At 49.1% G+C, this 11581-nt stretch carries 9 protein-coding genes and 2 pseudogenes; 6 read left to right on the top strand and 5 right to left on the bottom strand.

Annotated elements, in window-relative coordinates; genetic code table 11:
- From DWZ60_RS17310 to DWZ60_RS11440, 4 genes and pseudogenes are all read left to right on the top strand, one after another.
- Positions 1–206 (top strand): annotated as a pseudogene (locus tag DWZ60_RS17310) (hypothetical protein); the annotation flags it as partial.
- Positions 207–221: 15 nt separating this feature from the next.
- Positions 222–1043, top strand: a complete 822-nt coding sequence (locus tag DWZ60_RS11450; protein WP_117509009.1) for a segregation and condensation protein A — start codon at positions 222–224, stop codon at positions 1041–1043.
- A 78-nt stretch (positions 1044–1121) separates the two neighbouring features.
- Positions 1122–1643 (top strand): SMC-Scp complex subunit ScpB, encoded by a 522-nt coding sequence (gene scpB, locus DWZ60_RS11445; protein ID WP_119188466.1) that lies wholly within the window; start codon positions 1122–1124, stop codon positions 1641–1643.
- A gap of 33 nt (positions 1644–1676) precedes the next feature.
- Entirely contained in the window at positions 1677–2399 is a 723-nt protein-coding gene (locus DWZ60_RS11440) for a zinc dependent phospholipase C family protein (RefSeq protein WP_119221646.1), read from the top strand.
- Between the two features lie 164 nt (positions 2400–2563).
- Here the strand turns inward: DWZ60_RS11440 and DWZ60_RS11435 are convergent, their stop codons facing one another.
- From DWZ60_RS11435 to DWZ60_RS11420, 4 genes are all read right to left on the bottom strand, one after another.
- On the bottom strand, positions 2564–4438 hold the full coding sequence (locus DWZ60_RS11435; protein ID WP_179964625.1) for an extracellular solute-binding protein: 1875 nt from the start codon (positions 4436–4438) through the stop codon (positions 2564–2566).
- 23 nt (positions 4439–4461) lie between these two features.
- Positions 4462–5304 (bottom strand): ABC transporter permease, encoded by an 843-nt coding sequence (locus tag DWZ60_RS11430; RefSeq protein ID WP_118659148.1) that lies wholly within the window; start codon positions 5302–5304, stop codon positions 4462–4464.
- Complete coding sequence (locus tag DWZ60_RS11425) at positions 5276–6349, bottom strand: ABC transporter ATP-binding protein (RefSeq protein WP_117509007.1); 1074 nt, start codon at positions 6347–6349, stop codon at positions 5276–5278. The genes DWZ60_RS11430 and DWZ60_RS11425 overlap by 29 nt, the downstream gene beginning before the upstream one ends.
- Before the next feature lie 72 nt (positions 6350–6421).
- Complete coding sequence (locus DWZ60_RS11420; protein ID WP_055226534.1) at positions 6422–6961, bottom strand: cupin domain-containing protein; 540 nt, start codon at positions 6959–6961, stop codon at positions 6422–6424.
- 277 nt (positions 6962–7238) lie between these two features.
- Between DWZ60_RS11420 and DWZ60_RS11415 the strand changes: the two genes are divergently transcribed.
- Positions 7239–8474, top strand: a complete 1236-nt coding sequence (locus DWZ60_RS11415) for a D-alanyl-D-alanine carboxypeptidase family protein (RefSeq protein WP_243038306.1) — start codon at positions 7239–7241, stop codon at positions 8472–8474.
- Here the strand turns inward: DWZ60_RS11415 and DWZ60_RS21245 are convergent.
- A pseudogene (locus DWZ60_RS21245) lies at positions 8459–9840 on the bottom strand (MATE family efflux transporter). The gene DWZ60_RS11415 and the pseudogene DWZ60_RS21245 overlap by 16 nt on opposite strands.
- A 268-nt stretch (positions 9841–10108) precedes the next feature.
- Here DWZ60_RS21245 and DWZ60_RS11405 point away from each other — a divergent pair.
- Complete coding sequence (locus DWZ60_RS11405; protein WP_055226388.1) at positions 10109–11332, top strand: 6-phosphofructokinase; 1224 nt, start codon at positions 10109–10111, stop codon at positions 11330–11332.
- The last annotated feature ends 249 nt before the right edge of the window (positions 11333–11581 follow it).

The following is an 11581-nucleotide window of genomic DNA, read 5'->3' as shown; positions in this document are numbered from 1 at the left end:
GCCCATTATCACGGCGCGTGGTGGGCCTTGGCGCGCACCGGGGGCTTGTGACACCGGATTTCCGCCTTTTTTCGAAAAACTGCCGCGGGCTGTTCCTGACGGGCGGCACCTGCCAGATCATCAGTGCAGGAACGGGCGAACACACCATTCCGGTCCGCATCTGGAACAGAAGAGAATTGATTATTACAGATATCGGGAAACCGTAAGGGAGAACAGAGCACATGGCGATACCAGTAAAGCTTCCGGTGTTTGAAGGACCGCTGGACCTTCTTCTTCACCTGATCGATAAAAATAAAATAGATATTTACGATATCCCCATTGTAGAGATTACGGACCAGTATCTGGAATACATTCATCAGATGGAGCGGGAAGACCTCAACATCATGAGTGAGTTCATGGTCATGGCGGCGACGCTTCTGGATATCAAATGCCGCATGCTGCTTCCGAAAGAAGTGAATGAGGAAGGCGAGGAAGAGGACCCGAGAGCCGAGCTGGTGCAGCAGCTTTTAGAGTACAAAATGTACAAGTACATGTCGTACGAGCTGCGTGACCGCATGAACGAGGCGAGCCGTTCCGTGTACAAGGAACCGACGCTTCCAAGAGAAGTGCTGGAGTACAGGACGCCGGTCGACACCTCCGAGCTCCTCTCGCAGATTTCTCTCGCGAAGCTCCATACGATCTATAAAATGATTTTAAAGCGCCAGGAGGACAAGATCGACCCGATCCGAAGCAAGTTCGGAAAGATCGAAAAAGAAGAGGTCAGCCTGCCGGACAAGATGACGTATGTCGAGCAGTTTGCTGTTAAAAAACGCCGCTTCAGCTTCCGCGACCTTTTGGAATCCCAGCCGGGCAAGGTGCATGTGATTGTCACCTTCCTTGCAATCCTGGAGCTGATGAAAACCGGCAAAATCCGGATCAGCCAGGAGGAGCTTTTCGGGGATATCCTGATTGAATCCCTGGAGGATGAAGACACCGTAGTTGTGCCGTATACAGACGAGACAGACAGTGAGGACAAGACAGATGGAAGAACAGAACAGGAATAAAGAAACTGCCCTGGGTGAGGCAAGACGCCCCTCTTCGGTCGAGGAGGCGGAAGCAGCCATCGAGCAGTCCTTTTTGCGATGGGAGATTCCGTGGAGCTGGGAAGGATTGCAAAAGCGATCGGCCATGACACGGAGACGACCCGCAGGATTCTGAACCATATGATGGAAAAATATAATACGAAAGACCGCGGCATCCACATCGTGGAGCTTGAAAATGCGTATCAGATGTGCACGAAACAGGAATATTATGATTATCTTGTCAACATCGCCATGCAGCCGAAGAAGGCGGTTCTGACCGACGTCATGATGGAGACTCTCTCGATCATTGCCTACAAGCAGCCGGTCACGAAGCAGGAGATCGACAAGATCCGCGGCGTCAAGAGCGATCACGCGGTCAACAAACTGGTGGAGTACAATCTGGTGCAGGAGCTTGGCCGCCTCGACGCGCCGGGCCGCCCGATTGTGTTCGGCACGACCGAAGAATTCCTGAGGAACTTCGGCGTCGATTCCACCGACAATCTGCCGGAGATCAGTCCGGTCAAGATGGAGGACTTCCGCGCAGAAGTGGAAGAGGAAATGCAGATCAAGCTGGATGTCTGATCCGGCAGGAGAAAAAAGAAGGGAGATACCGATATGCCTACTACGTACGCACACGACAGGTTCGGAAGAGAAGTCTATGAACAGCTTCCGGCAAATTTGAAAAAGATCATTCGAGAAAACAAAAAATTGTATCTGATCGGACTGCACGGGCCGGATATCTTCTTTTATTACCATCCGTTCTCGAAAAACCGTGTGTCTGATTACGGAACGCTTCTGCATGAGCAGACGGCTTCCGTTCTGTTCGAGGATGAGGTGAAAAAGTATCAGCAGAGCCCGTCAGAGGCGATGGAAGCGTATCTGTTAGGCTTTGCCTGCCATTACCTTCTCGATTCGACGTGTCATCCGTATATCGGGAAATTTGTGGATCACACTGGAATTTCCCATGCAAAGATTGAGACGAGCCTTGACCAGTACTTCATGCTGGAGGACGGCCTCGATCCGCTCGTATACCGTCCGGCATCGCCGATCTGCCCGCACACCGACGGCAACAAGGTCATCCACCGCTGTTTTCCGGAAATCGGTGAAACAGAAATTGTCGAATGCCTGAAGGGCATGAAGCTCTGGACGAGAATCACGATCTGCCGCAGCAGTGCGGTAAGAAACCTTCTTCTTGGAGCGATGAAACTGGTCGGCTGCTATGATTCGATGGGCGGCCGTGTGATGCCTGGAAGGCTCAGAAGGAATGCGAAGCGGGCACACGGAATCTTGTCCACCTGTACGAAAGAGCGCTTGCAGAGGCGCCGCAGGAGCTTGTAAAGCTGGATGAAGTGCTCCATGGAAACGGAACGCTTTCCCCGCGCTTTGACCACAATTTTGATTAAAACAGACTTTTGAGAGCAACAGTAAGAATAGAAAAATCCCGGCAGGAATCTTTCCTAAGAATTCCTGACCGGGATCTTTTTTTGTCCGAAAGCAGATCTTTAATTTGATTTTACTTCACGCCACAGCTGGTTGTAAACCTCATCGGCATCATCGCCAAGATACGTAAAGGTTTCGCACCGTGCAAGCGTTTCCTCATCCGGGAAGGCGATTTCACTGTTTCGGATATCGTCATCCTCAATCAGTTCACGCGCCGCATCATTCGGCGTAGAGTAGGTAATATACTCAAAGTTTTTCAGTGCGATGTCCGGCCGGCAGAGGAAATTCAGGAATTTCTCTGCGTTTTCGACATGCTGCGCATCTTTTGGAATGCACCAGGAATCGATCCAGACGTTGGAGCCTTCTTTTGGAACAACGTATTCCAGATCCGGGTTTTCACGCTTCGTGTAGATAGCTTCACCGGAGTAAATAACGCCGATAGCCGCCTCATTTCCGATCATCTTGTCACGCACCTGATCCACAACGTACGCCTGCACGAGAGGTTTCTGTGTCACAAGCAGATCCTTCGCCTCCGTCAGCTCCTTGATATTGGTGGAGTTTAAGGAGTATCCCAGATCCTTTAAAGCAACAGCAAACGCATCGCGCACGCTGTCCTGCATCAGAATGCTGTCGCGGTAATTGGTATCCCACAGAACAGACCAGGAGTCGATCGGCTCGCTTACCATTTTTTTGTTGTACAGAATACCAACTGTTCCCCAGCAGTACGGGATCGAGTAGAGATTGCCCGGGTCGAACTGCTCGGAAGTCTCGTAGTACATATCTCCAATGTTGGAAGCGTTCGGAATATGGTCAAAGTTGATCGGCTGCAGCAGATCGTTCTGGATCATCTTCTGAATCATATAGTCGGACGGGCAGACAAGATCGTAGGAAATCGCACCGGATTTGATCTTCGGATACATGATTTCGTTCGTCTCATACTCCTCGTAAACAACGTGGATACCGGTTTCTTCCTCAAAGATATCGATGACATCAGAATCCATATATTCGCCCCAATTGTACACAATCAGCTGCTGGGAGCCGCCGGCTGAAGCATTCTGGCTTCCGTAGTAAATACCGCCGCCGCCGATGACAAGCACCATGGCGATCGGAAGAATCCGGCGGAAGACCACACGTTTCGTGATGCGGAAACGGATGCCCTTCTTCGCCATAGCCTCGCGCTCTTTTGCCTCCTCTTTTTCTTCCTTCGGAGAAGGATTCACATTCACAAGGAGCAGCAGAAGCAGTACGGTGACAAAAAGAATTGTGGAGAGCGAGTACATCTCCGGCTTGATTCCCTTGCGGACCTCGGCATAAATCTTTGTGGAGAGCGTATCAACGCCCGGTCCCTTGGTGAAGTAGGTGATAACGAAATCATCGAGGGACATGGTAAAGGAGAGCAGAAAGCCTGAAACAACGCCCGGCATGATGTCCGGGAAGATGACTTTCCAAAACGCGTACAGAGGGGAAGCGCCAAGGTCGAGGGCTGCCTCGTACGTTGATTTGTTCGTCTGCTTTAATTTCGGCATAACGCTCAAAATAACATAAGGAACATTGAACGTGATATGCGCCATCAGAATCGTGCCGAATCCAAGCTGAATGCGGCAGATGATAAAGAGCAGCATCAGCGAGATTCCCATAACGATCTCACCGTTCAGCATCGGGATGTTCGTAATACCCATGAAAAGCGTCCGGCTTTTTTTTGACATGCTGTTGATGCCGATGCACGCAAGCGTTCCAAGGATGGTTGCAATCGCAGAGGCAAGAAGCGCAATGATTAACGTTGTATACAGCGCGTTCATGATCTCTGTATTGGCAAACAGTGAACGGTACCAGTGCAGCGTAAAGCCACCCCATTTGGCACGCGTTTTTGATGCATTAAAGGAGAGCACCACAAGGGTGACAATCGGCGCATACAGAAGAATAAAGATGAGCGCCATGTAAATTTTTTCCAGTTTCTTTCTCAAAATGCCGTTCCCTCCCCGTCTTTATCGTATTTGTTCATCAGAACCATCGACAGGATGATGAAAATCATCAGGACTGTGGAAAGTGCGCTTCCGGCATTCCAGTTGTTGGTCTGTTTGAACTCCTGCTCGATGACGTTTCCGATCAGAAGGATCTTGCTTCCGCCGAGCAGGTCGGAAATAACAAAGGTTGTAAGCGCCGGGATAAATACCATGGTAATACCGCTTACGATACCCGGCGTGGTGAGCGGCAGCGTTACTTTCAGGAAAGTCTGTACGCTGTTCGCTCCGAGGTCTCTTGCTGCGTTGATGACGTCACGGTCGATCTTAATCAGGACATTGTAGATCGGCAGAACCATAAACGGCAGGAAGTTGTAAACCATACCGAGAATGATCGCTCCCGGTGTGTTGATGATGGAAATGCCGGGCAGATGGAAAAACGAGAGAATGCTGTTGATGACGCCGTTTTTCTCAAGCAGTGTCTGCCATGCAAGCGTACGGAGCAGAAAGTTCATCCACATCGGGAGAATGAAGATCAGCACAATAAAGCTGGTCTGGTTGACATTCCGGTTTGCCAGAATCATGGCAAGCGGATAGGCAAGGACAAGACAGAGTACTGTGCTAAGGAGTGAGAGCCACAGAGCCAGGCCAAGTGCCTTGATGTTTTCCTTCGTTGCAACGTAGGCAAAATTCGAAAGGGTAAAGCCGCCTTCTTCCCCGGTGAACGCATAGTAGAGAATCAGGATCAGCGGGATGATGATGAAACCGGCAGCCCAGACGGCATACGGTGCTGCCAGCCATTTCTTTAATTTATTACTCTTCAATGGCTGCCGCCTCCTCATCTTCGGATTCCGGTTTGTTCATAATCTGGATATCGAACGGATCGACGTGAATGCCGACTTCCTGTCCGACCGGGAACAGATCGGTAGAGTGAACGAGAAGCTCAAAACCGTTCACCGTAACCTCCATCTCATAGTGAACACCTTTGAAAATCAGATGGGTGACACGTCCGCGGATGGTACCTTCCTCCGGCTTCACAAGATCAATATCCTCCGGGCGGATCACAACGTCGATCGGTTTGTTTTTGCCGAATCCGACATCAACGCACTCGAACTTCGCACCGAGAATCTCGACGAGACGGTCCTCAATCATGATGCCGTCGAGAATGTTGCTGTCACCGATGAAGTCTGCAACGAATGCGTTCTGCGGCTCATTGTAGATGTCTTCCGGTGTGCCGATCTGCTGGATATAACCCTGGTTCATGACAACAATCGTGTCCGACATAGTAAGCGCCTCTTCCTGATCATGGGTGACATAGACAAAGGTGATACCAAGCTCGTTTTTCAGACGGATCAACTCGTACTGCATATCCTGACGGAGCTTTAAGTCAAGTGCGCCGAGCGGCTCATCCAGAAGCAGAACTTTTGGTTCGTTGACAATCGCGCGCGCAATGGCGATTCGCTGCTGCTGGCCGCCGGAGAGAAGCGCCGGGGAGCGGTTTTCGTAACCCTCAAGGTTAACAAGTTTTAATGCGTATTTGATTTTGTCATCGATATATGCTTTGGATTTTCCTTTGATTTTCAGCCCGAAAGCAATGTTTTCCGCAATTGTCATATGCGTGAAAAGAGCATATTTCTGGAACACCGTATTTAACTGGCGTTTGTTCGGCGGAAGCTGGGTGATATCCTGTCCGTTAAATAAAACCTTTCCGGCATCCGGTGTCTCAAAACCGCCGAGGATACGTAATGTGGTTGTTTTTCCGCAGCCGCTCGGGCCAAGGAGGGTAAGAAATTCGTTTTCACGGATATAAAGATTCAGATCATCCAGAATGGTAACTCCGTCGTACGATTTTGTGATGTTGACCAGATCAAGTAATTTGGTACTCATGTGTAATATGCTCCTTTCGGGTTGTGAAATTTGGAACACCGTTTCTCGTGAAAATCACGCGGTGTAAAAAATCTAAAAATAAGGCGGAGAACTGACCCAGAGAATGATGGCCGGCGTTTTACCCGGATTTTCCAGATAGTGATTACAGGAAGCGGGATAGTAGAAGCTTTCCCCTTTCTTCACTTTGTGGCATTCATCTCCAAGATGAAGGAGAATACGGCCGGAAAGTACATAGCCGAATTCCTCGCCTTCATGCGGTGAATCAATCTCGGTGCACGCGCCGCTTTGCAGCGTCAGCCGGATTGGCTCCATCCTGTTTTTCTGTGCATTCGGAACGATCCATGCGATCTCGTTGCCCTGCGCTTCAGCGGTCTTTACAAAGTAATCTTCTTCGCAAAAGACAACCTGATTGTCCTGCTCTTCGCCGAAAAACGTTTTTAGATCCGTTCCAAGGCAGGTAAGAACATCAACCAGCGTGGCGATCGAGGGAGAGGTCACATCGTTTTCAAGCTGGGAAATAAATCCCTTTGACAGCTCGCTCCGATCTGCCAGTTCCTCCTGCGTCAGCCCTTTCCACATCCGCAGTTCCCTGATTTTTTTTCCGATTTCCATAAAAAATCCTTTCTGCATCCAAAGTCTTTCCCGGGATCCTTTTGCTGAATACGGATTCTCAGGAAATCTCAGTAAAAATAAACAAAAAGTTTAGTAATTCTATACAAACATGGGAATTATACATGATATGGATCGCAGTGTCAATAACTTTGTGAAATTTTACCATGATTTTACAGGAAACCTCATATAATGAAGAAGAAGCAGACAAAAAGCCGGTCCCAAAAGAGCGTCCGGCTTTTCCGTTTTTAAAGAGAAAAAACACAAGGGGGATCTGATTTTGAACAGAAAAAGAAGAAACAAGACAGGTTTTTTCCTGGGAATCCTGCTTCTGTTTTTGGGAAGTGTGTCCGTGACTGCGACAGAGCAGGAGAGCGAGCCGAATCAGCTGTTTGCAACGGCGGCATGCCTGATGGATGGCGATACCGGCCGTGTGCTGTTCGGAAAACGCGAGACAGATCCTATGGCAATGGCGAGCACAACGAAAATCATGACATGCATTCTGGCACTGGAAAACGGACAAGAGCAGGCGGTCGCAACTGCATCGGCCAAAGCAGCCGCAGCGCCGAAAGTACATCTCGGTGTGCGCAAGGGAGAACAGTTTCTGCTTGGCGATCTTCTGTATTCCCTGATGCTGGAATCGCATAACGACGCGGCGGTAATGATTGCAGAGGCCATCGGCGGAAGTGTAGAGGAATTTGCATCGCTTATGAATGAAAAAGCCGCAGCAATCGGCTGTACGGATACGCATTTTGTGACGCCGAACGGTCTCGATGCTTCTGACGCAGGCGGAGATCACCACACGACAGCAGCTGATCTGGCACGGATCATGCGATACTGTGTCTGGATTTCACCGAAAGCCGCCCAGTTTCTCGCAGTGACGCAGACGCGGTCCTATACCTTCTGGGATCTGGAAAAGAAAAACATGTTCAACTGCTATAATCACAACGTACTGCTGGATCAGATGGATGGAGCCGTTTCGGGAAAAACCGGCTTCACGGCAAAAGCCGGTTACTGTTATACCGGTGCGCTGGAGCGGGATGGAAAGCGTCTGATTGTGTCGCTGCTTGCGTGCGGATGGCCCAGCCATAAAAACTATAAATGGGCGGATGCCGCAAAGCTTTTAAACTACGGGCTGGAATCGTATATGTATCGTGACGTGCTGGACCATAGCTGGAACCCAGGGCAGATTGAAGTAGCAGACGGTGTTTACGACGGGATGCTGCAGGTAAAAAGCAGCGCCCGCCTTACCCTTACAAGCCCGGCGCTTGATCCGGCGCGCTCTCTTCCCGCTCTTCTGAAAGAGACAGAAATACCGGAAAAAGACATTTTTTTACCGGAGCTTTTGAAAGCCCCGGTAAAGAAAGGAGAAAAGGTCGGTTCGGTTACGTATTCGATCGACGGGATTCTTCTCGCGGAATATCCCGTCTATGCAGCCGAAACGATCGAGAAAATTGATTATGGGTGGTGCATGGAAAAGGTCGCAGAGCGCCTCTTTTGTCATTCTTCGGTATGAGTCACTTTTGCAAGTGTTTCTGTTGAAAGAATTTTCCGGATATTGCAGAGAAACAGCGTAACGGCAGTGATAACAGAACATACATCAGCGATCGGTTCTGCATAGTAAACGCCCATGACACCGAAGAAATGCGGCAGAATGAGTGCAAGCGGAATCAGAAGGATGACTTTTCGAAGCAGTGCAATAAAAAGAGAAATCTTCGCCTGGCCAAGACCGAGGAAGGAACTCTGTACGCCGCTCTGCAGTCCGAAAATTGCCATGCCGGCAATGTAAACCGGAAGTACCTTCTCTACGATGACAATCAGTTCCGGGTCAGTCGTGAAAAGACCGGCAAAAAGAGCCGGACGAAGCATTGCGAATACAACGTAGACGAAAGCGGCAGTAAAAGTAATGGCGATCATGCGCCGGATTGTCTGGCGGACACGGTCAAACTGGCCTGCACCAAAGTTGTAGCTGATGATCGGCTGTACACCGTTCGTAAAGCCGTTGACCGGTACGAAAATCAGCTGCAGCACCGACTGGAGAATTGTCATCGAGCCGACATAGAGGTCGCCGCCGTACGTCTGTAGCCCGTGGTTCATGACGATTGTGATGGCACTTTCCGTTGCAGACATGATAAATGGTGAGATGCCGAGTGCCATGACAGAGCCTAAAATGGAAAAATCCGGTTTCATGGTGCGAAGAGAAAGGCGGACACCTGATTTTTTTGAGGTAAGAAACCGAAGAACCCATGCAGCACTTAAAGCCTGGGAGAGAATGGTAGCAAGTGCGGCCCCGGAAACACCCATATGAAGAACGAAGATGAAACCGGGTCAAGACCAATGTTGATAACAGCGCCAATGAGAACGGAGCACATGGCCGTGCGTGCGTGTCCCTGACAGCTGATAAAAGTATTCAATCCGACAGCCAGCTCGACAAATACGGTTCCGACAAGATAAATGGAAATATACGTGGAAGCGTATCGGATTGTGTTGCTGCTTGCACCAAAGAGGTACAGAAGCGGTGTCTGAAAGAAAAAGAAAAACGCCATCAGACACACGGAGAAAAAGAGCAGCAGGGAAGTGGAGCTTCCAAGAATTTTTTCTGCGCGGTCCCGGTTTTTCTGTCCGAGTGCGATGGCGGCAAGAGGAGCACCGCCTCCACTTGCGAATCCGGCAAAGGCGGAGATGATTGTGATAATCGGAAACGTGACGCCGACACCGGTCAGTGCCAGGGAACCAACATCAGGAATCCGGCCGATATAAATGCGGTCTACAATGTTATATAGTACATTTACAATCTGTGCGAGGACAGAGGGAAGGGCCAGTTCGAGCATCAGTTTCCCGATTTTTTCGGTGCCGAGACGGCCATCTTGCTTGGTCTGCATGAAAAAAACCTCCAGTTTTTTTGTTGATGAAACGTATATTTTTCTGCGTCCTTTTCGTGGACATTGCTTCTATTATAGCTTTTTAAGGGCAATCCTGCAAGAAAAAAACGAAAAACTTTGCAATCCGTTGTGAAAGTCTACAGGCTTTTCCCGGAAACGCAAAACAGGGTGTACGGAAGAAAAAAAATATGGTACGCTATAGGACGAAGCGAAAGTGATTTCGTGAAAAACTTTTAGAAAGTAGTGGGAATAGATGGAGGAAAATCATATGCGAAATCTGTTAGTAGCGCAGTCTGGCGGACCGACCGCGGCGATCAATGCAACGGTGGCAGGAGTTGTTTCCTGTGCTGTACTGTCCGGAAAAGTAGATCATATTTATGGTGCGGTAAATGGAATTGAAGGCGTGCTTGCAGAAAAATTTCTTGATCTTGGAAAAAAACTGGATTCAGCAGAAAAAATCTCTCTTCTGATGCAGACCCCGGCAGCAGCGCTTGGCTCCTGTCGTTATAAACTGGGCGATCCGGAAGAAAACAAGGAGGATTTTGAAGAAATACTTCAAATTTTTCGCAGACATGAGATCCGTTATTTTATTTATATCGGCGGAAATGATTCGATGGATACCGTAGACAAGATGTCAAAGTACTGCAAAGAAAACGGTGTGGACGATGTGTTTGTTGTCGGGGCGCCAAAGACGATTGACAATGATCTTGTCGAAACGGATCACTGCCCGGGCTTTGGATCTGCGGCAAAATATCTGGCAGCAACCTTTGCAGAGCTGGAGAGAGACTGCCATGTATATGAAAAGAAGGCTGTGACCATCGTGGAGGTCATGGGAAGAAACGCAGGATGGCTGACGGCAGCGTCTGCACTGTCCCGTGTCAACGGCGGAGAAGGGCCGAGCCTGATCTATCTTTGCGAGCCGGTCTTTGACACCGAACAGTTTTTAAAGGATGTGCAGGAAAAACTGGAACAGAAGGACAGTGTTCTGGTTGCAATCAGCGAGGGCATCCATGACAGCGAGGGCCGCTATGTTTCTGAGCAGGTGCAGAGCGATGCACAGGATCAGTTTGGGCACAGCTACATTGCAGGTTCTGCAAAAGTACTCGAAGAGCTGGTGCGTGACCGTATCGGCTGTAAGGTAAGATCGATTGAACTGAACCTGATGCAGCGGTGCGCGGCTCATCTTGCGAGTGCGACCGATCTTGAGGAGTCCCGTATGCTCGGCATGAAAGCCTGCCAGTGTGCACTGGAAAAACAGGGAGGACAGATGGCATCGATCCGAAGAATCTCCGCGGATCCTTACCGCGTGGAGTATACCTCCGTTCCGGTATCGGAAGTGGCAAATAAAGAAAAGAAAGTGCCGCTTTCCTGGATTACAGAAGATGGTCATGATGTGACCGAGGAGATGATGGCGTATCTTCGTCCGCTGATTCTTGGCGAACCGGCGATGCAGTATGAGAATGGAATTCCGGTTCACATTGAACTATATTAAACCGAAGGAAAAACGTGTAAGAAAAGCCGCCGCCGGGCGGCTTTTTTGTACGATGCGGAAAGAAAACAGGACTTTTTGAAAAAGGAAAGGCTGGGAAAAATCAAGTTTGACCTTCTATTTATAATAGGAAAAATCTGAAATTTTTCTGTCTATTTTCTGTCAAAAAGGTGAGAAAAAGTATTGAAAAAAAACGAAAAAACAGATATGATAGACTTGTATAAAATTTGTTTAAAATTTTATAATGAAAAT

The organism is Blautia sp. AF34-10, assembly GCF_003477865.1.
Lineage (GTDB): Bacteria > Bacillota > Clostridia > Lachnospirales > Lachnospiraceae > Fusicatenibacter > Fusicatenibacter saccharivorans.
Note: the sequence above shows the minus strand (reverse complement) of the source record. Positions and strands in the feature narration are given on the sequence as shown.

Coding starts and splice junctions, on each gene's coding strand:
- DWZ60_RS11450 (WP_117509009.1), top strand. CDS start 222: ATGGCGATACCAGTAAAGCTTCCGGTGTTTGAAGGACCGCTGGACCTT.
- scpB (WP_119188466.1), top strand. CDS start 1,122: ATGGGAGATTCCGTGGAGCTGGGAAGGATTGCAAAAGCGATCGGCCAT.
- DWZ60_RS11440 (WP_119221646.1), top strand. CDS start 1,677: ATGCCTACTACGTACGCACACGACAGGTTCGGAAGAGAAGTCTATGAA.
- DWZ60_RS11435 (WP_179964625.1), bottom strand. CDS start 4,438: ATGGCGCTCATCTTTATTCTTCTGTATGCGCCGATTGTCACCCTTGTG.
- DWZ60_RS11430 (WP_118659148.1), bottom strand. CDS start 5,304: ATGAGGAGGCGGCAGCCATTGAAGAGTAATAAATTAAAGAAATGGCTG.
- DWZ60_RS11425 (WP_117509007.1), bottom strand. CDS start 6,349: ATGAGTACCAAATTACTTGATCTGGTCAACATCACAAAATCGTACGAC.
- DWZ60_RS11420 (WP_055226534.1), bottom strand. CDS start 6,961: ATGGAAATCGGAAAAAAAATCAGGGAACTGCGGATGTGGAAAGGGCTG.
- DWZ60_RS11405 (WP_055226388.1), top strand. CDS start 10,109: ATGCGAAATCTGTTAGTAGCGCAGTCTGGCGGACCGACCGCGGCGATC.